This window comes from Klebsiella variicola (assembly GCF_000828055.2).
GTDB lineage: Bacteria > Pseudomonadota > Gammaproteobacteria > Enterobacterales > Enterobacteriaceae > Klebsiella > Klebsiella variicola.
Genome location: NZ_CP010523.2, coordinates 3606010 through 3627385, shown reverse-complemented (window position 1 = coordinate 3627385; position 21376 = coordinate 3606010). Strand labels below are relative to the sequence as shown.

The following is a 21376-nucleotide window of genomic DNA, read 5'->3' as shown; positions in this document are numbered from 1 at the left end:
CAATAAGTTCTGTCAATAAAAACTTACAGAACCATTGATGAGAGTTTGGTGTCTGAAGGCATCTTTCCATCCGCGACAACGTTTCGCTAGCCGGAAAATGCTACGAATATCTCATATGAGTAACAAAACGAAAAATCATGTAACTAAATGTGTATTCTGGGGGACTTTGTGAACTTAATCAAAATTCCGTTCCACCTGATGAGGTAAAACGTCATTGCTTATCTATCTATATGAATTATTTATGATTAATTTGGATAAGCGGCAATTCGTTCATTTTATGTGTTGAATTCGTCTTCTTTTTATTCAGCCTCTGTCTTGGCAAGACGTGCGGCGCATGGTTAAAAAATGAGCAAATTTATCAGGGGTTTTGCTCTGATATGAACATAAAGTGCGATCTGCATCACCGGTGTGCACCGAAACAGTGCGTAACATAAATGTGATTTCCAGGCCTTGATGTTTAAGTTTGTTGAATTTTGCTAACAGTAATTGACATAAAAAAAGGCCAGCTTGCGCTGGCCTTTCAGGTTTATGTCAGAAAAATTTAGAATGTCGCGTTGCGCGGGGTACGCGGGAACGGAATGACATCGCGGACGTTCTGCACGCCGGTGACGTAAGCGATCAGACGTTCGAAGCCCAGACCGAAGCCGGAGTGCGGTACGGTGCCGTAGCGGCGCAGGTCGCGATACCACCAGTAGTCTTCTTTGTTGAGCCCCATCTCTGCCATACGCGCGTCCAGCACGTCGAGACGCTCCTCACGCTGGGAACCACCGATGATCTCGCCGATGCCCGGCGCCAGCACGTCCATTGCCGCGACGGTTTTACCGTCTTCGTTAAGGCGCATGTAGAAGGCCTTAATGTCTTTCGGATAGTTTTTCACCACGACCGGCGCTTTGAAGTGTTCTTCAGCCAGATAACGCTCGTGCTCGGAGGAGAGATCCACGCCCCAGTAAACCGGGTTCTCAAACTGCTTGCCGCAGTTTTCCAGGATAGTGACGGCATCGGTGTAATCCACCTGAGCAAAATCAGCGGAGACGAAACGCTGCAGACGGTCGATAGCGTCTTTGTCTACGCGCTCGGCGAAGAACTGCATGTCATCCGCACGCTCTTCCAGTACCGCCTTAAAGACGTACTTGAGCATCGCTTCCGCCAGACCAGCAACATCGTTCAGGCTCGCGAAGGCGACTTCCGGCTCCAGCATCCAGAACTCCGCCAGGTGGCGGCTGGTGTTGGAGTTTTCGGCGCGGAAGGTTGGGCCGAAGGTGTAGATTTTCGACAGCGCACAGGCGTAGGTCTCGCCGTTCAGCTGGCCGGATACGGTCAGGAACGACTCTTTACCAAAGAAGTCTTTATCGAAGTCGACTTTGCCCTGATCGTTACGCGGCAGGTTTTCCAGATCCAGCGTCGACACGCGGAACATTTCGCCGGCGCCTTCGGTATCGGAAGCGGTGATCAGCGGGGTGGAAACCCAGAAGAAGCCCTGTTCGTCGAAGAAACGGTGCAGCGCCTGCGCCAGGGTATGACGCACGCGAGCTACCGCGCCAATCAGATTGGTGCGCGGACGCAGGTGCGCTACTTCACGCAGATACTCGATGCTGTGGCGCTTGGCCGCCATCGGGTAGGTGTCCGGGTCTTCCACCCAGCCGGTGACTTCCACGCTGGTCGCCTGGATCTCAAAGCTTTGACCCTGGCCCTGGGAAGCCACGACTTTACCGGTGACAATCACCGAGCAACCGGTGGTCAGACGCAGCACTTCCTGATTGTAATTGGGCAGAGAATTATTAATAACGGCCTGTACAGGATCAAAGCAGGAACCGTCATAGACGGCGAGGAATGAAAAGCCAGCTTTAGAATCTCGGCGGGTACGCACCCATCCGCGGACCGTGACTTCGCTGTCAACGGCAACGCGGCCCTGGAGTACGTCGGCTACAGGCACAACGCTCATAATAATCTCTCTATGTAGTCCAATAAAAAAGTCTCTTCCCCCTACAGCGGGGGGATATCTATGTTACCTGTCATCTTCCATCAGACAAGTAGATTTCGCATCATAAGCGGATAATTCGGCAATAAATAATAAAGAAAAAGGAGCCTGAAAGGCTCCTTAGGGGAATTAGCTCGCCTTTTTAATCGGCGGCAGGTCAAACGCCTCGCGCAGGGCGCGGACGAAGGCCTTATCGTGGCAGATGGTTTTCCCCGGGCTGTCGGAGAGTTTCGCCACCGGTTTGCCGTTACATTCCACCAGCTTAATCACGATATTGAGCGGTTTAACCTGCGGCAGATCGCAGGTTAAACGGGTGCCGATACCAAAGCTCAATTTCACCCGCGAGACGAAGTGGCGATACAAATCGACCGCTTTGGCGAGATCGAGATTATCGGAGAAGACCAGCACTTTGCTCAGCGGATCGATGCCCAGCTTCTGATAATGGGCGATGGCTTTTTCACCCCATTCCACCGGGTCGCCGGAGTCATGGCGCAAACCCTGATAGCGGGTAGCGAATTCCGGACCAAAATCGCGCAGGAACGCATCCATGGTGATGCAGTCGGTCAGCGCGATGCCCAGCTGGTCGGGATACTCTTCCAGCCAGGCGGCAAGGGCCGCCCGCTGGCTGCTGGCGAGGTTCGGGCTGATCTGCTGGTGGGCCTGGAACCATTCGTGCGCCTGGGTGCCCATCGGGGTTAAATGTAAACGACGAGCCAGATCGTAATTGCTGGTGCCGACAAACCACGGCTCCTGCTGCAGACGTTGCACAATGGCCTCTTGCACTTCGCGTGAAAAACGACGGCGGGTGCCGAAGTCCATCAGGCGGAAGGCGCGCATATCGAGGCCAGCGGTCATGCTGGCGAAGTCGCCTAGCTTATGTTCCAGCGTGTTCAGCGCCTGATCGACGCCCATCTCTGGTGAACGATAGCGATGGACCAGCTCGCTTATCACCGCCAGCAGCGGGACTTCCCACATGATGGCTTCACGCCACGGGCCGGTAAGGCGAATGTTCAGCTTGCCGTTGTCATTGCTGACCGTGACCTGGCGCGGGTCATAGCGAAAATCGCGCAGCCAGTCGAGATAATCCTGGCGGAAAAAGGGAAGGGTGGACAACCAGTGATATTCATCATCCCGCAGTCTCAGGTCGCGCATGGACTCCACCTGCTCGCGGATCGCGTCGGCATAAATGCCGAGAAGGTCGTCTCCGCGGCAGCGAAACTCCGCCGCCACATGCACATCGCCGTAGCGGTGGAAGACAGCCTGCTGCATGTGCAGCTTGTAGGCATCCGTATCAAGCAGCGAGTGCAGTACAGGAGAAGTGAATTGTGTCATGGTGCGCAGTAGCATCCTCTCACTGGAGCGTTCCATCCAAACCAACGCGAAAAAGGAGGCGGAGTATACCTTTATTACCCGGCTCTGTCCCGCGATGGCGAGCGATGGCGACGCTGACGGTCATTTGCGAGGCCTAGTTTAATATATTGAACATGGATCACACCACAAGCTTTGCGTCGGGTCGAGGGCATTTCGTGCCGCGCGTGTTAACAAAATGTAGCGGTTTTCGTGTTTCACATTGAAAAGATGAAGATTCTGCATAGCGCGATTGACACAACGGGAATAGACTGGGACGACACTTTACCCAAGATGCGAAAGGTTTTTTATGACACAACAGCCCCAAGCCAAATACCGCCACGACTATCGTGCGCCGGAGTATCTGATTAGCGATATCGATTTGACCTTTGACCTGGATGCCGCAAAAACCGTCGTTACGGCCGAGAGCAAGGTCTCCCGCCACGCGGCTGCGTCTGATGTGCCATTGCGCCTCGACGGCGAAGATCTGACCCTGATCGCGCTGCAAGTGAACGGCCAGCCGTGGAGTGACTATAAAGAAGAAAACAATCAGCTGGTGATCGGCGGTCTGCCGGAGCATTTCACCCTGACCATCGTCAATGAGATCAGCCCGGCGGCGAACACCGCGCTGGAAGGCTTGTATCAGTCAGGCGAAGCGCTGTGTACTCAGTGCGAAGCGGAAGGTTTCCGCCATATTACCTGGTACCTGGACCGCCCGGACGTGCTGGCGCGGTTTACCACCAAAATCATCGCCGACAAAGCGAAATACCCGTTCCTGCTCTCCAACGGCAACCGCATGGCGCAGGGAGAGCTGGAGAATGGCCGTCACTGGGTACAGTGGCAGGATCCGTTCCCGAAACCGTGCTACCTGTTTGCGCTGGTGGCCGGTGATTTTGACGTCCTGCGTGACACCTTTACCACTCGCTCCGGTCGTGAAGTGGCGCTGGAGCTGTACGTCGATCGCGGCAATCTCGACCGCGCGCCGTGGGCAATGACCTCGCTGAAAAATTCCATGAAATGGGATGAGGAGCGCTTTGGCCTCGAGTACGACCTCGACATCTATATGATTGTCGCCGTCGACTTCTTTAATATGGGCGCGATGGAGAACAAAGGACTCAACGTCTTTAACTCCAAATATGTCCTGGCCCGTACCGATACCGCCACCGATAAAGACTATCTTGATATCGAGCGGGTGATTGGTCATGAGTATTTCCATAACTGGACCGGCAACCGCGTCACCTGCCGCGACTGGTTCCAGCTCAGCCTGAAAGAAGGGCTGACCGTGTTCCGCGATCAGGAGTTCAGCTCCGACCTCGGCTCACGGGCGGTTAACCGCATCAACAATGTGCGCACCATGCGCGGGCTGCAGTTTGCCGAAGACGCCAGCCCGATGGCGCACCCGATCCGCCCGGATATGGTTATCGAAATGAACAACTTCTACACCCTGACGGTTTATGAAAAGGGTGCCGAAGTGATCCGCATGCTGCACACCCTGCTGGGTGAAGAAAACTTCCAGAAAGGGATGCAGCTGTACTTTGAACGCCATGACGGCAGCGCCGCGACCTGCGATGATTTCGTCCAGGCGATGGAGGATGCCTCTAACGTCGATCTGTCACACTTCCGCCGCTGGTACAGCCAGTCCGGTACGCCAATCGTCACCGTGCATGACGACTACAATCCGGAAACCGAGCAGTACACGCTGACCATCAGCCAGCGTACGCCGCCGACCGCCGAGCAGGCCGAGAAGCAGCCGTTGCATATCCCGTTTGCCATTGAGCTGTACGATAACGAAGGCAAGGTGATCCCCCTGCAGAAGGGCGGCCATCCGCTGCACCCGGTGCTCAATGTAACTCAGGCCGAGCAGACTTTCGTCTTCGATAACGTCTATTTCCAGCCGGTGCCGGCGCTGCTGTGCGAATTTTCAGCACCAGTGAAACTGGAATATAAGTGGAGCGATCAGCAGCTCACCTTCCTGATGCGCCATGCGCGGAATGATTTCTCGCGCTGGGATGCGGCGCAGAGCCTGCTGGCGACCTACATCAAGCTGAACGTCAACCGTCATCAGCAGGGACAGCCGCTGTCGCTGCCGGTACACGTGGCGGACGCCTTCCGCGCCATCCTGCTGGACGAGAAGATTGACCCGGCGCTGGCCGCCGAGATCTTAACCCTGCCGTCGGCCAACGAAATCGCCGAGATGTTCGCCATTATCGATCCGATCGCCATCGCCACCGTGCGCGAAGCGCTCACCCGCACTCTGGCGAACGAACTGGCGGACGAATTCCTCGCGGTTTATCACGCCAATAAACTCGACAGCTACCGTGTGGAGCACGCCGATATTGGTAAGCGTGCCCTGCGCAATACCTGCCTGCGCTATCTGGCGTTTGCGGAGCCAACGCTGGGCGATAAGCTGGTGTCGGCGCAGTATCACCAGGCGGATAACATGACCGACGCGCTGGCCGCCTTGTCGGCAGCGGTTGCCGCCGAGCTGCCGAGCCGCGATGCGCTGATGCAGGAGTATGACGATAAATGGCATCAGGACGGTCTGGTGATGGATAAGTGGTTTATCCTGCAGTCCACCAGCCCGGCGGCCAATGTGGTGGAAACAGTGCGTGGTCTGCTGAATCACCGTTCATTCAGCATGAGCAACCCGAACCGTGTGCGGTCGTTAATCGGTGCTTTCGCCAGCAGCAACCCGGCGGCGTTCCATGCTGAAGACGGCAGCGGCTACCAGTTCCTGGTGGAGATGCTGACCGAACTTAACCAGCGCAACCCGCAGGTGGCGTCGCGACTGATTGAGCCGTTGATTCGTCTGAAGCGTTATGATGAGAAGCGACAGGCGCTGATGCGCGCTGCGCTGGAGCAGTTGAAGGGGCTGGAGAATCTCTCCGGCGATCTGTTCGAGAAAATCAGTAAGGCGCTGGCGTAACGGTGGCAAAATCCCCGGTTGCGCTCTCGCTTACCGGGGCTACAGCGCTGTGCGATTTGGTAGCCCGGCCGAGCGAAGCGCGGGCCGGGGACGTTAGTTAGCCATGACTAAACAAACGCGGCGCACGCTCGCTGTCGCCGCGTTTCATCACCCGATCCAGCACCTCTGCCTCCAGCTCGGCCAGCTTCGCCGACCCGGTGCGCCGCGGTCGCGGAATATCCACGTTCAAATCGAGGCCAATTTTCTTCTCTTCAATTAACAGCACCCGGTCGGCCATGGCCACCGCTTCACTGACGTCGTGCGTCACCAGCAGGACCGTAAAACCATGCTCCTGCCACAGAGAGACGATCAGCTCCTGCATCTCCAGACGGGTGAGGGCGTCCAGCGCTCCCAGCGGCTCGTCCAGCAGCAGCAGGCGCGGGCGATGGATCAGCGCGCGGGCCAGCGCAACGCGCTGCTTTTGCCCACCTGACAGCGCCGCCGGCCACTCCTGCGCACGGCTCTCGAGTCCGACGCTGGCCAATGCCTGTAGGGCGGCGTCGCGCCAGGCGCCTTTTAACCCCAGCCCGACGTTATCAATCACCGTTTTCCACGGCAGCAGGCGCGCATCCTGAAACATCATCCGGGTGTCGTCCTGGATCGCCGCCAGGGGTGTCGCGCCCGCCAGCAGCTCGCCAGCGTTCGGTTTTTCCAGACCCGCCAGCAGGCGCAGCAGGGTACTCTTGCCGCCGCCGCTGCGGCCCACCACCGCCACAAACTGGCCGCTGGGAATATGCAGATCCAGCTCGTTAAGAATAGTGTTATCGCCATAGCGTTTCGTCACCCCGTTCAGCAGCAGCGGGATACCTGGGGTCAGACGGGCAGTGTTCATGCGTTAGCCTCCTGAAGATGATACGCCGGGTTCCAGCGCAGCCAGAGCCGTTCCAGCAGCTGGGCGCAGACATCGGCCAGTTTGCCAAGGATGGCGTAAAGAATGATGGCGACCACCACCACGTCGGTTTGTAGAAATTCACGCGCATTCATCGCCAGATAACCGATACCGGCATTCGCCGAGATGGTTTCAGCGACAATAAGCGTCAGCCACATCAGGCCAAGAGCGAAACGCACGCCGACCATAATTGAGGGCAGGGCGCCGGGTAAAATCACGTGACGGAACAGCGCGAAGCCGGATAAACCATAGCTGCGCGCCATCTCTACCAGCCCACGGTCGATATTACGGATCCCATGCCAGGTGTTGATATAGATCGGGAACAGGGTGCCCAGCGACACAAGGAAGATCTTGGCGGTCTCGTCGATGCCGAACCACAGAATTACCAGCGGGATCAGCGCCAGATGCGGGACATTGCGCAGCATCTGGATCGAGGTGTCCAGCAGACGCTCGCCCCAGCGTGACAGGCCGCTGATCAGGCCGAGCACCAGCCCGATGGAGCCGCCGATGGCGAAGCCGACCAGCGCCCGCCACGAGCTGATGGCCAGATGCTGCCACAGCTCACCGCTGGCCGAGAGCGTCCAGAACGCTTTCAATACCCCCTCCGGCGAGGGAAGCACCCGCGTCGAGAGCCAGCCGACGGACGAGGCCAGCTGCCAGACAATGACCGTCCCCACTGGCAGCAGCCAGGGGGCGAGGCGTAACAACAGGGGATGGGTTGATTTTGCCATCAGTGTCTCCTCAGCTTTGCGCCACTTTACGCGGGATAAACTCGTTGGCGACCGCTTCCCCCTGCAGGCGCAGGTTTTGCGGCTGCGGGATAGACGGCACGGCGACGTCGAGCAGGGGGAACAACAGCTCGCCGACCCGATACGCCTCTTCCAGATGCGGATAGCCGGAGAAGATAAAGCTATCAATACCCAGCGCAGCGTATTCATTGATTCGTTCGGCAACGGTGGCGGCATCGCCCACCAGCGCAGTACCGGCGCCGCCGCGCGCTAAGCCGACGCCGGCCCACAGGTTGGGGCTGATCTCGAGCTGATCGCGTCGACCGTTGTGCAGCGCCGCCATTCGCTTTTGACCGACGGAGTCGGTTCTGGCGAAGGCCGCCTGGGCGCGGGCGATCGTTTCATCATCAAGGTGGGAGATAAGGCTGTCCGCCGCCTGCCAGGCTTCCTCGTTGGTTTCCCGCACGATCACGTGCAGACGGATGCCAAAACGCACCCGGCGCCCATGCCGGGCCGCTTTCTCCCGGACCTGAGCAATCTTCTCTGCCACCTGCTTCGGCGGTTCACCCCAGGTGAGATAGAGATCGACCTGCTCGGCGGCCAGATCCTGCGCGACGTCAGACGATCCGCCGAAATAGAGCGGTGGACGGGGCTGCTGGAGCGGCGGGAACAGCAGCTTAGCGTCGCGAACGCGCTGATGCTTGCCGTTAAAGGTGACGGTTTCTCCCTCCATCAGCTTGCGCCAGATGTGGGTAAATTCAGCTGAGGCCTCATAGCGCTCGGTGTGGTCGAGGAAGACGCCGTCGCCGGCCAGCTCGGCGGGATCGCTGCCGGTGACCAGATTGAACAGCGCCCGGCCGTTTGACAGTCGGTCCAGGGTCGCCGCCTGGCGGGCGGCTACCGTCGGCGACACCACGCTAGGCCTGAGGGCGACAAGAAATTTCAGCCGCTGCGTCACCGGGATCATCGAGGCCGCAACCAGCCAGGCATCTTCACATGAGCGTCCGGTCGGGATCAGCACGCCGGTGAACCCCAGCCGATCCGCCGTCTGCGCGATTTGCTGCAGATAGCCGTAATCGACCGGACGGGCGCCCTCTTCGGTGCCCAGATAACGACCATCACCATGGGTCGGTAAAAACCAGAACATATTCAGACTCATGATTTCGCTCCTTGTGCGGCAACGGGCTGCCAGATACGGGCCCGGATATCAACTTTTTTCGGCACCAGCTTGTTCTCATAGAACAGGTCGGCCGTCTGCTGCTGGCGAGCGGCGGTTTCGGCACTCACCGGGGTTACTGAGGTGGGGGGACGATGGTCCAGATAGCTGGCGATCACCGCTTCCGGTAATCCCATCGTTTTCGCCAGCAGCGTAATGCTTTGCGCGCGCTGGCTATGGGTCAGGGCATCGGCCTGAGTAAAGGTATCGAGTACGCCTTCAATGAAAGCGCCATTGCGTTCAGCGTAGGGGCGGGAAGCAAGATAGAACGATCCCGTCTGTTTCAGATCGGTTCCGTCAGTGAGTACCCGGGCGCCGCCCTGCAGCAGCGCGGCGGAGTAGTACGGATCCCAGATGGCCCAGGCGTCGACATTACCCTGCTGGAAGGCGGCGCGCGCATCGGCGGGGGCAAGGTAAACCGGCTGAATATCGCTAAATTTCAGGCCCGCCAGCTGCAGGGCGCGCAGCAGCAGATTGTGGGAGCTGGAACCTTTCTGGAAAGCGACCTTTTTCCCTTTTAATTCGGCAACGTTGTGAATAGGACTGCCTTGCGCCACCAGGATGACTTCCGCTTTGGGCTTGGGCGGCTCCGAACCGATATAGACCAGATCGGCGCCCGCCGCCTGAGCAAAGATAGGCGGAATGTCGCCAGTACTGCCGATGTCAATGCTGCCGACGTTCAGCGCCTCCAGCATCTGCGGACCGGCCGGGAATTCAATCCACGAGATATGGGTGCCCGGATAGCGCTGCTCCAGCAGCTGATGGCTCTTCGCCAGCACCATGCTGACGCTGCCTTTCTGATAACCAATGCGCAGGGCATCGGGCGCCGCCGGGGCGGCGTGGCCCAGCGCGGAGAACAACAGCAGTCCGCCGAGGGTCAGCGCGCGGAGAGGATTAAACATGTTCCACCCCACGCAGAGACGTTAACGACGGGGCGCGGCTGCTGGGACGATGCAGCGCCTGCCAGAAGGTCTCCAGTGACTCATCCAGGCGCCGCTGCAGGTTAGGGGTGAACTGCGGCTTATGCTGGTAATCCGTGACCTGGCTGTCATCGGCGAAGACGCCATGGAGGATCTCCTGGGCCTTCAGGGCATTCAGGACGGGTTTCAGAGCGTAGTCCACCGCCAGCATGTGGGCGATGGTGCCGCCAGTGGCCAGCGGTAGCACGATTTTGCCCTCCAGCGCGCGCTCAGGAAGCAGATCGAGCAGGGTTTTCAGGGCGCCGGAAAACGAGGCTTTATACACCGGCGTGGCGATAATCAGACCGTCGGCCCCGGCCAGTTGCTCATTGAGCGTTTGTAGCGCCGGGTTGTCAAAGCGAGCGTACAGGAGGTCTTCCGGGGCAAAGTTCTGCAGATGCCAGTGGCAGACTTCGATATCGGCGGCGGTGAGCGTCTCTCTGGCATATTCCAGCAGGGCGCTGGAACGGGAAGGGTAACGCGGGCTGCCCGCAAGCGTAATGACGCGCATCTCTCTCTCCTTATAACTAAATGTTTGCATTTATCTATAATTGATAACATTTGCAGTGAGTGTGACAGAGCACCATTATTTCCCTAAATGATTTATCCACCGTTAGATAGCCGAAAAGCGCATAACGGCGCGGGGAGAGGTAATCGTTTGCGCTGATGGGTGATTTTTTGTCGCAGGTCAATTCCCTTTCAGCTGCGGATCGCACATAATACGCCCCCGGTTTGCACACCGGGAATCCAGGAGAGTTCATGTACTACCCCTTCGTTCGTAAAGCCCTTTTTCAGCTCGATCCTGAGCGCGCTCATGAAGTTACCTTTCAACAATTACGCCGTGTCACCGGGACGCCGCTGGAAATGCTGGTTCGCCAGAAGGTACCGGCCAGGCCCGTTACCTGCATGGGGCTGACCTTTAAAAATCCGCTGGGTCTGGCGGCCGGGCTGGATAAAAATGGGGAATGCATTGACGCGCTGGGCGCGATGGGTTTTGGTTCGATTGAGATCGGCACCGTCACCCCGCGTCCGCAGCCGGGCAACGATAAACCGAGGATCTTCCGTCTGGTGGATGCCGAGGGGTTGATCAACCGCATGGGCTTTAATAACCATGGCGTTGATAACCTGGTTGAGAACGTGAAAAAGGCGCATTTTGACGGCGTGCTGGGCATCAATATCGGCAAAAATAAAGATACGCCGGTGGAGCACGGTAAAGATGATTACCTGATTTGTATGGAAAAAGTCTATCCTTACGCCGGGTATATCGCCATTAATATCTCCTCACCGAATACCCCGGGGCTGCGTACGCTGCAATACGGTGAAGCGCTCGATGATTTACTCTCCGGTATTAAAAATAAGCAGCTTGAGCTGCAGCAAAAGCATCAGAAATATGTTCCGGTCGCCGTGAAGATCGCGCCGGATCTTTTACCAGAGGAATTGATCCAGGTTGCCGATAGCCTCGTGCGTCATAATATTGATGGGGTAATTGCAACCAATACCACCCTCGATCGTTCTCTGGTTCAGGGAATGAAACATTGTGATGAGACCGGTGGGCTTAGCGGTCGTCCATTACAATTAAAGAGCACTGAAATTATCCGTATGCTCTCCGCTGAGCTGAATGGTCGTTTGCCTATCATCGGCGTGGGCGGTATTGATTCGGTGATTGCTGCGCGAGAAAAGATAGCCGCCGGAGCATCGTTGGTGCAGATCTATTCCGGATTTATTTTTAAAGGTCCGCCGCTGATTAAAGAAATTGTTACCCACATCTAATCTTTTCCTCCGCTGAAACCCACCCAGGGCTTTATTTCCGGCCCTGGTTGTTTTATATTCCCTCACTGTTGCTTATTTAAACATTTTAGACTTTTCTTAATTTTAGAAAATATTCTGCGGCAAGTCGCAACAACTTTGCAGAGGCGTATGAAAGGGGACAGGGGGAAAAATGCGCATTAAACCTGACGATAACTGGCGTTGGTATTACGATGAAGAGCACGACCGTATGATGCTCGATTTGGCCAATGGCATGTTATTTCGCTCGCGCTTCGCCCGGCGAATGCTGACCCCGGATGCCTTTGCGCCGTCGGGATTCTGCGTCGATGACGCCGCGCTCTATTTCTCCTTTGAAGAAAAATGTCGCGATCTCGAACTGTCGAAAGAACAGCGAGCGGAATTAGTCCTCAATGCGTTAACCGCGATCCGTTTTCTCAAACCGCAGATGCCGAAAAGCTGGCACTTTATCGCTCATCCCCACCAGTGGCAGCCGAGCGGCGGCGACGCCGCCTGCGTCTGGCTGAGCGATACCGGGGAGCAGGTGAATTTGCTGGTGGTGGAGCCGGGAGATAACGCCGCGCTTTGTCTGCTGGCCCAGCCGGGTCTCACCCTTGCCGGGCGCGTGATGCAGTTAGGCGACGTTATTAAAATCATGAACGACAGGCTGCAGCCGGCGCAGAGCGCGGTCAGCTACAGCCTGGGACAGGCGGTTTAAGGCGCCAGGCGCAGCGCCGTTTTCGGTACGCAGCTGCAGGCGAGAATGGTGCCGTCCCCGGCGACCGCATTTTTCTTTAACGCGCTGACTTCGCCCTCTTCCAGCCGAATGCGGCAGCTGCCGCAGATCCCTGCCCGACACGAATAGGGTACGCGAATGCCCTGTTGCTCCAGTTGCTCCAGCAGCACCTGCTGGTTATTCCCGCTAAACTGTTGACCCTGCCATTCGATGGCAACCGTAGCTTGCTGCTGCGCTTCCGGGGCCGGAGTATCGTCGCTCTCGCCGGCGCCGTAGGCTTTCGCCGGGCCGCGGGCGAGGATTTCGACTTCATCACCCACCCGGATCACCCCGCTGTTGCGGGCAATCAGGTTCTGGCCAAAATCGACATCGCCATTGTCCAGCGCAGTACGAAAACGCTTTAAGGTTTCCAGCGGCTCCCCGGTGGGATGCTTCTGCCCGCGCTCTGGACTGACGGTGGTAAAAATGCAGCGGCTGCATGGCTTAGCGACGTCAAACACCACTTCGCCGACGCGGATCACTTTCCAGCTATCTTCATCCCAGGCGGCCGCGCCGGTGACCACGAGGTTAGGACGAAACTGTTCTATGCTTACGCTGGCCGGGCAGCGTTGCTGCAGATCGCGCAGCGAGGCCTCGTTAGCCAGCAGGTACGGGTAGCCGTCGGCGAAGGAGAGCGGTACCGCATCGTGGCGCTTCACCCGGCGGGTTAACTGCGGCCCCAGCCAGCGCAGCTGGACATCGCGCTTGAAAAAGCCGCTGAGCCACTGGTTAACGGCGGCGGGTGCGATAAGGGCGGTGAAATGGTTGCCCCAGACTTCGGTGGGCTCGGCCTGCAGGGCGAAATCGCTAAAACGCACCACGGCGCTGCTGCCGTCCGGCGCGGTCAGGTGAAGGCCATCATGCAGCGGCGCCGGAATAAATTTTACCATTTGCGGAAACTGACGGGCGGTAATAAAGGTCCCGTCGGTTTCGGTGACCATAAACAGGCGATCGAAGGCCAGGCCGCTGATATCAGCAAAGGCGTGGGTCAGGCCCATGCCGCGCATGGATTTAACGGGATGAATAAAAAGTCGCGAGAGCGTTACCATACGCTGCCTCCGGGTTCCAAAAATAAGCCTATAACTTTATGACATAGGGCACATATTGGCTATAATGCGCACCAATTTTCTTTAAGTAAAAGTGACGATATGAATTCTCTGTTTGCCAGTACGGCTCGTGGGCTGGAAGAGCTGTTAAAAACTGAACTGGAAGGACTTGGCGCGACGGACTGCCAGGTCGTCCAGGGCGGGGTCCATTTTCAGGGGGATACGCGCCTGCTGTATCAAAGCCTGATGTGGAGCCGGCTGGCTTCGCGCATCATGCTGCCGCTGGGCGAGTGTCGCGTATACAGCGATCTGGATCTGTACCTCGGCGTACAGGCCATTCCGTGGACGGAGATGTTCAACCCTGGCGCCACCTTCGCGGTACATTTTAGCGGCCTCAATGACGAGATCCGCAACAGCCAGTATGGCGCATTAAAAGTTAAAGACGCCATCGTCGACAGCTTCACGCGTAAAAACCTGCCGCGCCCGAATGTCGATCGTGAGTCGCCCGATCTGCGGATCAACGTCTGGCTGAACAAAGAGACGGCGCATATCTCCCTGGATCTGAGCGGGGAAGGGTTGCATCTGCGCGGCTACCGCGATGGTACCGGTATGGCGCCGATCAAAGAAAACCTCGCGGCGGCGATCGTCATGCGCTCTGGTTGGGTACCGGGTACGCCACTGCTCGATCCGATGTGCGGCTCCGGTACCCTGCTGATTGAAGCGGCGATGCTGGCGACCGATCGTGCGCCGGGTCTGCACCGCGGCCACTGGGGCTTTGGCGGTTGGGCGCAGCACGATGACGCTATCTGGAAAGAGGTGAAGGCGGAAGCGCAAACCCGCGCCCGCCAGGGGCTGGCGGCCTATGGGTCGCGCTTCTATGGCTCTGACGTCGACGAGCGCGTCATTGAGCGCGCGCGCCGCAACGCCCGTCGCGCCGGCATCGGCGAGCTGATCGATTTTGCAGTAAAAGACGTCGCCCAGCTGAATAACCCGCTGCCGAAAGGCCCGTACGGCACCGTGATCAGCAACCCGCCGTACGGCGAGCGCCTGGAAAGCGAGCCGGCGCTGATTGCCCTGCACAGCCTGCTGGGCCGGATCATGAAAAGTCAGTTTGGCGGCTGGAACCTGTCGGTGTTCAGCGCCTCGCCGGAACTGCTGAGCTGCCTGCAGCTGCGTGCCGATAAACAGTTCAAAGCGAAGAACGGCCCGCTGGACTGCATACAGAAAAACTATCACCTGGCGGAAAGCGAAGGCGGCAAGCCGGCGATGCTGGCGGAAGATTTTGCCAACCGTCTGCGTAAGAATCTGAAGAAATTTGAAAAGTGGGCCCGTCAGGAAGGCATTGAATGCTATCGCCTGTACGATGCCGATCTGCCGGAATATAACGTGGCGATCGATCGCTACGGTGACTGGGTGGTGGTCCAGGAGTATGCGCCGCCGAAAACCGTCGATGCGCACAAAGCGCGCCAGCGTCTGTTTGATATTATCGCCGCGACTATCGCTGTGTTAGGGATCGCGCCGAATAAACTGGTGCTGAAGACCCGCGAGCGGCAGAAGGGGAAAAATCAGTACCAGAAGATGGCGGAGAAGGGCGACTTTATCGAGGTACGGGAGTATAACGCGCGTCTGTGGGTTAACCTTACCGACTATCTCGACACCGGTCTGTTCCTTGACCACCGTATCGCCCGTCGTATGCTCGGCCAGATGAGCAAGGGTAAGGATTTCCTTAACCTGTTCTCCTATACCGGCAGCGCCAGCGTCCACGCCGGTCTGGGCGGCGCGCGCTCTACGACCACGGTGGATATGTCGCGTACCTATCTGGAGTGGGCGGAGCGCAACCTGCGTCTCAATGGCCTGACCGGTCGTGCGCATCGCCTGATGCAGGCTGACGTGCTGGGCTGGCTGCGGGAAAGCACCGAGCAGTTCGATCTGATCTTTATCGATCCGCCGACTTTCTCTAACTCCAAACGAATGGAAGATGCCTTTGACGTGCAGCGCGATCATATTCGCCTGATGACCGATCTGAAACGTCTGCTGCGTAAAGGCGGCACCATTATGTTCTCGAACAACAAACGCGGTTTCCGTATGGATCATGACGGGCTGGCGGCGCTTGGCCTGAAGGCGCAAGAGATTTCGCAAAAAACGCTGTCGCAGGATTTTGCCCGCAACCGTCAGATCCACAACTGCTGGCTGATTACTGCAGCCTGAAAGGAATAAAGAATGTCACTGATTAGTATGCACGGCGCCTGGCTTTCATTCAGCGATGCGCCGCTGCTGGATAATGCTGAACTGCATATCGAAGATAACGAACGCGTCTGTCTGGTTGGGCGCAACGGCGCCGGTAAATCGACCCTGATGAAGATCCTTAACCGTGAACAGGGGCTGGATGACGGGCGTATTATTTATGAACAGGATCTGATCGTCGCGCGTCTGCAGCAGGATCCGCCGCGCAACGTTGCCGGTACGGTGTACGATTTCGTCGCCGAAGGGATCGCCGAACAGGCCGCTTACCTGAAGGCCTACCATGATGTTTCGCATCAGGTGATGACCGACCCGAGCGACAAAAATTTAAATGAACTGGCCCGTCTGCAGGAACAGTTGGATAACCTGGGCCTGTGGCAGCTGGATAGCCGCATCAATGAAGTGATCGAGCAGCTTGGTCTTAACGCCGACGCGCAGCTGGCTTCGCTTTCCGGCGGCTGGTTGCGTAAAGCGGCGCTGGGCCGTGCCCTGGTCAGCGGGCCGCGCGTGCTGTTGCTGGATGAACCGACGAACCACCTCGATATCGAAACTATCGACTGGCTGGAAGGGTTCCTGAAAAGCTTTAAAGGCACCATTATCTTTATTTCGCACGACCGCTCCTTCATCCGCAACATGGCGACGCGCATCGTCGATCTCGATCGCGGCAAGCTCGTGACCTATCCGGGCAATTACGATCAGTATCTGCTGGATAAAGAAGAAGCGCTGCGGGTTGAAGAGCTGCAGAATGCTGAATTCGACCGCAAGCTGGCCCAGGAAGAGGTGTGGATCCGCCAGGGGATTAAAGCGCGTCGTACCCGCAACGAAGGCCGCGTTCGTGCCCTGAAAGCGATGCGTCGCGAGCGCGGCGAGCGCCGGGAAGTGATGGGCAGTGCGAAGATGCAGGTGGAAGAGGCTTCGCGCTCCGGCAAAATCGTTTTCGAAATGGAGAACGTCAACTATCAGGTTGACGGCAAAGTGCTGGTGAAAGATTTCTCCGCGCAAATCCAGCGCGGCGATAAGATTGCCCTGATCGGCCCCAATGGCTGCGGGAAAACCACGCTGCTGAAGCTGATGCTTGGCCAGTTGCAGGCCGACAGCGGGCGGATCCACGTTGGCACCAAGCTGGAAGTCGCCTACTTCGACCAGCACCGTGCAGAGCTGGATCCGGACCGGACGGTGATGGATAACCTCGCCGAAGGTAAGCAAGAGGTGATGGTTAACGGTAAGCCGCGGCACGTGCTGGGCTATCTGCAGGACTTCCTGTTCCATCCGAAACGGGCGATGACGCCAGTCCGCGCGCTGTCCGGCGGGGAGCGTAACCGTCTGCTGCTGGCGCGACTGTTCCTGAAACCCAGTAACTTATTGATTCTCGATGAACCGACAAACGACCTTGATGTCGAAACGCTGGAGCTGCTGGAAGAGCTGATCGATGGCTATCAGGGCACCGTGATGCTGGTCAGCCACGATCGTCAGTTTGTCGACAATACCGTGACCGAGTGCTGGATCTTCGAAGGCGGCGGCCATATTGGTCAGTACGTCGGCGGTTATCACGACGCCCGCGGTCAGCAGGCCCAGTCTTTGGCGCAAAAGCAGACGATCGTTAAAAAAACGACGGAAGTCGCTCAGCCAAAAGCAGAAACTGTCAAACGCGGCGGGAACAAACTAAGCTATAACCTGCAGCGCGAGCTGGAGCAACTGCCGCAGAAGCTGGAAACGCTTGAGGCCGAACTGCAAACGCTGCAGGAGCAGGTAGCCGATCCTGACTTCTTTGGCCAATCGCACGATCGTACGCAGCAAGTGCTGGCGCAGCTGGCCGAAGCGGAGCAGGCGCTGGAAGCCGCCTTTGAACGCTGGGAATATCTCGAAGGATTAAAGAACGGCGCCTGAGCCGAGGAGTTGTCATGTGCGATCACCATCATGCTGCGCGACATATTTTATGTCCCCAATGTGATTTGCTGGTGGCTTTGCCGCAGCTTGAGCATCGCCAGAAAGCCGCCTGCCCGCGCTGCGGTACAACGTTAACCACCACGTGGGACGCGCCTCGCCAGCGTCCCACGGCTTACGCGCTGGTCGCGCTGTTTATGCTGCTGCTGGCCAACCTGTTTCCTTTTATCTATATGAAAGTGGGTGGCATCAGCAGCGAAATAGCGCTGCTGGAAATTCCCAACGTGCTGTTTACCGAGGATTACGCCAGCCTCGGCACCTTCTTTTTGCTCTTTGTACAACTGGTACCGGCCTTTTGTCTGGTCACCATTTTGCTGCTGGTCAATCGGGTCAGGATGCCCGCTGGGCTGAAGGCGTTTCTGGCGCGCATTTTGTTTCACCTCAAGACCTGGGGCATGGCGGAGATCTTTCTTGCCGGCGTGCTGGTGAGCTTCGTCAAACTGATGGCCTACGGCGATATCGGCATCGGCCTGAGCTTTATTCCCTGGTGCATGTTTTGCCTGCTGCAGTTACGCACCTTCCAGTGCGTCGACCGCCGCTGGCTATGGGATGATATTGCCCCTATGCCGGCGATTACCCAGCCGCTGAAGGTCGGGGTAGCCGGGATCCGCCAGGGGCTGCGCTCCTGCGGCTGCTGCACGGCGGTGTTACCGGCCGACCAGACCGTCTGCCCGCGCTGTCACAGCAAAGGGACGGCGCGGCGTAAAAATAGCCTGCAGTGGACGCTGGCGCTGCTGGTGACCTCATTTATTCTCTATCTTCCCGCCAATATTATGCCGATCATGATCACCGATCTGCTGGGCGATAAAATGCCGTCGACCATTATGGCCGGGGTGGTGTTACTGTGGAGCGAGGGCTCCTATCCGGTGGCGCTGGTGATCTTTATCGCCAGTATTATGGTGCCGACGCTGAAGATGATCGCTATCGCCTGGCTGTGCTGGAATGCTAACGGCAACGGCGCGCGCGATTCGGAACGCATGCATCTGATTTATGAAGTGGTGGAATTTGTTGGCCGCTGGTCAATGATTGACGTTTTTGTCATCGCCGTGCTCTCTGCGCTGGTGCGCATGGGAGGGTTGATGAATATCTATCCCGCCATCGGCGCGGTCATGTTTGCGCTGGTGGTGGTGATGACCATGTTTTCAGCGATGACGTTTGATCCCCGTTTACTGTGGGATCGTGAGCCAGATTCAAGCCATGAGGAAATACAACAACATGGAAAATAAGAGCGGAGAAGCGAAAGTGCAGAAGGTGAAGAACTGGTCACCGGTGTGGATCTTCCCTATCGTCACTGCGCTGATCGGAGCGTGGATCCTGTTTTATCATTACAGCCATCAGGGACCAGAGGTCACGCTGATCACCACTAACGCGGAAGGCATTGAAGGGGGAAAAACCCGGATCAAGAGCCGCAGCGTGGATGTTGGGGTGGTAGAGAGCGCGACGCTGACCGACGATTTAACCCACGTGGAAATCAAAGCTCGCCTCAATTCCGGCATGCAGAAATTACTGCATAACGATTCCGTCTTCTGGGTGGTGAAACCGCAGGTAGGGCGCGAGGGGATCAGTGGTCTCGGGACATTATTGTCCGGGGCCTATATTGAACTGCAGCCGGGGTCGAAGGGTTCGGTGCCGGCGCAGTATCCGCTGCTGGATTCTCCGCCGCTGGCCTCGCCGGATGCCAAGGGGATCCGGATTTTGCTGGAAAGCAGCAAGGCAGGCCAGCTGTCGCCAGGCGACCCGGTGCTGTTCCGCGGTTATCGCGTGGGGTCGGTGGAAACCAGCACCTTTGATGCGCAGAAACGTCATATCACTTATCAGCTGTTCATCAACGCGCCTAATGACCGCCTGGTGACCACTAACGTTCGCTTCTGGAAGGACAGCGGGATCGCCGTTGATTTGACCGCGGCGGGGATGCGCGTCGAGATGGGCTCGTTGTCGACGCTGTTTGGCGGCGGGGTGAGCTTCGATATTCCGGAAGGACTGGACCTCGGCGAGCCGGTGGCGAACAAAACGGAATATCACCTGTTTGACGATCAGAAGAGCATCCAGGATTCGGTCTTTACCGAGCATATCGATTACGTGATGTTCTTCAAAGACTCGGTTCGTGGCCTGCAGCCCGGCGCGCCGGTGGAGTTCCGCGGCATCCGTCTGGGAACCGTCGGCAAAGTGCCGTTCTTTATTCCTGGGCTGAAGCAGCGTTTGAACGATGACTATCGCATTCCGGTGGAAGTGCGGGTTGAACCGCAGCGTCTGGTCAATCAGCTCGGCGGCGATCCGAATATTCGCGCTCACATTGACGATCTGATCAACCGCGGACTGCGCGGCTCGCTGAAAACCGGTAACCTGGTGACCGGCGCGCTGTATATCGATCTCGACTTCTATCCGAAAGCGCCGCCGCGTGGGAAAATTCAGGAGTTTAACGGCTATCCGATTATCCCGACCATTAGCGGTGGACTGGCGCAGATCCAGCAGCGTCTGATGGATGCGCTGGATAAAATCAATAACCTGCCGCTCAATCCGCTACTGGAACAGGCAACCAGTACGCTGGCGCAAAGCGAGAAGACCATGCAGCATGTACAGACCACGCTGGATAGTCTGAATAAGATCACCTCCAGTCAGTCGATGCAGCAGCTACCTGCCGATATGCAGACGACGCTGCGCGAGCTGAACCGCAGCATGCAGGGCTTCCAGCCGGGCTCCGCGGCCTACAATAAGATGGTGGCCGATATGCAGCGTCTGGATCAGGTGCTGCGTGAGCTGCAGCCGGTTCTGAAAACGCTCAATGATAAGAGCAATGCGCTGGTATTTGAGGCGAAGGATAAAAAAGACCCACAGCCGAAGGGAGCGAAATAATGAAAAAATGGTTACTGGTGGCAGCCGTTTGCGTGATGACGGCGTGCAGTAGCGGCGGTGAGAGCAAAACATATTACCAGTTGCCGGTGGTGCAAGGCGGCGCGCAGAGCGCCGCCAGCCAGGGGGCACGTCTGCTGTGGGTTGAGCAGGTCAGCATCCCGGATTATCTGGCGGGCAATGGAGTGGTCTATCAAACCACCGATGTGCAGTATGTAATCGCCAATAATAATCTGTGGGCCAGCCCGCTGGACCAGCAGCTGCGTACTACGCTGGTGGCAAACCTCAGCCAGCAGTTGCCGGGCTGGGTAGTGTCGTCCCAACCCTTGGGCAGCGAGCAGGATACGCTCAATGTGGCGGTAAATGGCTTTCACGGGCGCTACGACGGGCGGGTTATCGTCAGCGGCGAGTGGCTATTGAAGCATCAGGGACAGCTGATTAAGCGCCCGTTTAACATCGTGCTCAAGCAGCAGCAGGATGGCTATGACGCGATGGTGAAGACCCTGGCCCAGGCGTGGAGCCAGGAGGCGGTGGCCATTGCCGGCGAGCTTAACCGTCTGCCATAAGTAAATTTCATAAAAGTGATATGCCGCGTGGTTCATCTGAGCCGCGCGGCATTTTTTTTGCCAGGTCAGTTTGTTACCGAGCGCTGCGCCGAATGAACAAAAAATGAA

The 21376-nt window shown here is 57.5% G+C and carries 16 protein-coding genes; 8 read left to right on the top strand and 8 right to left on the bottom strand.

The genetic code is table 11. From position 1 onward, the window contains the following. Positions 1–541: 541 nt before the first annotated feature. Positions 542–1942: an asparagine--tRNA ligase gene (gene asnS, locus SP68_RS17055; RefSeq protein WP_012542310.1), complete on the bottom strand. Its 1401-nt coding sequence runs from the start codon at positions 1940–1942 to the stop codon at positions 542–544. A gap of 165 nt (positions 1943–2107) precedes the next feature. Continuing rightward, a complete protein-coding gene (pncB, locus tag SP68_RS17050; RefSeq protein ID WP_040975169.1) occupies positions 2108–3310 on the bottom strand; it encodes a nicotinate phosphoribosyltransferase in 1203 nt (400 codons plus the stop codon). A gap of 325 nt (positions 3311–3635) precedes the next feature. Here pncB and pepN point away from each other — a divergent pair, with 325 nt between their 5' ends. Further along, positions 3636–6251: an aminopeptidase N gene (gene pepN, locus SP68_RS17045; RefSeq protein ID WP_008805875.1), complete on the top strand. Its 2616-nt coding sequence runs from the start codon at positions 3636–3638 to the stop codon at positions 6249–6251. Between the two features lie 97 nt (positions 6252–6348). Here pepN and ssuB read toward each other — a convergent pair whose 3' ends face one another. Genes ssuB through ssuE form a run of 5 tightly spaced genes read right to left on the bottom strand, consistent with a single transcriptional unit; the run spans position 6349 to position 10593 of the window. After that, complete coding sequence (gene ssuB, locus SP68_RS17040) at positions 6349–7122, bottom strand: aliphatic sulfonates ABC transporter ATP-binding protein (RefSeq protein WP_012542307.1); 774 nt, start codon at positions 7120–7122, stop codon at positions 6349–6351. Further along, positions 7119–7910: an aliphatic sulfonate ABC transporter permease SsuC gene (ssuC, locus tag SP68_RS17035; RefSeq protein ID WP_008805877.1), complete on the bottom strand. Its 792-nt coding sequence runs from the start codon at positions 7908–7910 to the stop codon at positions 7119–7121. The genes ssuB and ssuC overlap by 4 nt, the downstream gene beginning before the upstream one ends. A gap of 10 nt (positions 7911–7920) precedes the next feature. Further along, positions 7921–9066, bottom strand: a complete 1146-nt coding sequence (gene ssuD, locus SP68_RS17030) for an FMNH2-dependent alkanesulfonate monooxygenase (RefSeq protein WP_008805878.1) — start codon at positions 9064–9066, stop codon at positions 7921–7923. After that, on the bottom strand, positions 9063–10025 hold the full coding sequence (locus SP68_RS17025) for a sulfonate ABC transporter substrate-binding protein (RefSeq protein WP_023297328.1): 963 nt from the start codon (positions 10023–10025) through the stop codon (positions 9063–9065). The genes ssuD and SP68_RS17025 overlap by 4 nt, the downstream gene beginning before the upstream one ends. Beyond that, positions 10018–10593: an NADPH-dependent FMN reductase gene (gene ssuE / locus SP68_RS17020; protein ID WP_008805880.1), complete on the bottom strand. Its 576-nt coding sequence runs from the start codon at positions 10591–10593 to the stop codon at positions 10018–10020. The genes SP68_RS17025 and ssuE overlap by 8 nt, the downstream gene beginning before the upstream one ends. A gap of 248 nt (positions 10594–10841) precedes the next feature. Here ssuE and pyrD point away from each other — a divergent pair, with 248 nt between their 5' ends. Together pyrD and zapC are read left to right on the top strand one after the other, a co-directional pair. Next, positions 10842–11852 carry a quinone-dependent dihydroorotate dehydrogenase gene (pyrD, locus tag SP68_RS17015; RefSeq protein ID WP_002898303.1) on the top strand — a complete coding sequence of 337 codons (1011 nt, stop codon included), beginning with the start codon at positions 10842–10844 and terminating at the stop codon, positions 11850–11852. 169 nt (positions 11853–12021) lie between these two features. Next, a complete protein-coding gene (zapC, locus tag SP68_RS17010) occupies positions 12022–12564 on the top strand; it encodes a cell division protein ZapC (RefSeq protein WP_012542305.1) in 543 nt (180 codons plus the stop codon). Here the strand turns inward: zapC and SP68_RS17005 are convergent. After that, positions 12561–13670, bottom strand: coding sequence for a YcbX family protein (locus tag SP68_RS17005; RefSeq protein ID WP_012968611.1), 1110 nt, complete (start codon positions 13668–13670; stop codon positions 12561–12563). The two genes, zapC and SP68_RS17005, sit on opposite strands and share 4 nt — an antisense overlap. Positions 13671–13769: 99 nt before the next feature. Between SP68_RS17005 and rlmKL the strand changes: the two genes are divergently transcribed. From rlmKL to pqiC, 5 genes are read left to right on the top strand one after another with little or no spacing between them, the layout of a single operon-like run. After that, positions 13770–15875 (top strand): bifunctional 23S rRNA (guanine(2069)-N(7))-methyltransferase RlmK/23S rRNA (guanine(2445)-N(2))-methyltransferase RlmL, encoded by a 2106-nt coding sequence (rlmKL, locus tag SP68_RS17000; RefSeq protein WP_040975176.1) that lies wholly within the window; start codon positions 13770–13772, stop codon positions 15873–15875. 12 nt (positions 15876–15887) lie between these two features. Continuing rightward, on the top strand, positions 15888–17795 hold the full coding sequence (locus SP68_RS16995; protein WP_012542303.1) for an ABC transporter ATP-binding protein: 1908 nt from the start codon (positions 15888–15890) through the stop codon (positions 17793–17795). 14 nt (positions 17796–17809) lie between these two features. After that, the gene (gene pqiA, locus SP68_RS16990; RefSeq protein ID WP_012542302.1) at positions 17810–19078 is read left to right on the top strand and encodes a membrane integrity-associated transporter subunit PqiA; all 1269 of its coding nucleotides are present in this window, start codon (positions 17810–17812) and stop codon (positions 19076–19078) included. Then, complete coding sequence (pqiB, locus tag SP68_RS16985; protein ID WP_008805887.1) at positions 19068–20705, top strand: intermembrane transport protein PqiB; 1638 nt, start codon at positions 19068–19070, stop codon at positions 20703–20705. The genes pqiA and pqiB overlap by 11 nt, the downstream gene beginning before the upstream one ends. Beyond that, on the top strand, positions 20705–21268 hold the full coding sequence (pqiC, locus tag SP68_RS16980; RefSeq protein WP_008805888.1) for a membrane integrity-associated transporter subunit PqiC: 564 nt from the start codon (positions 20705–20707) through the stop codon (positions 21266–21268). The genes pqiB and pqiC overlap by 1 nt, the downstream gene beginning before the upstream one ends. Positions 21269–21376: the final 108 nt, after the last annotated feature.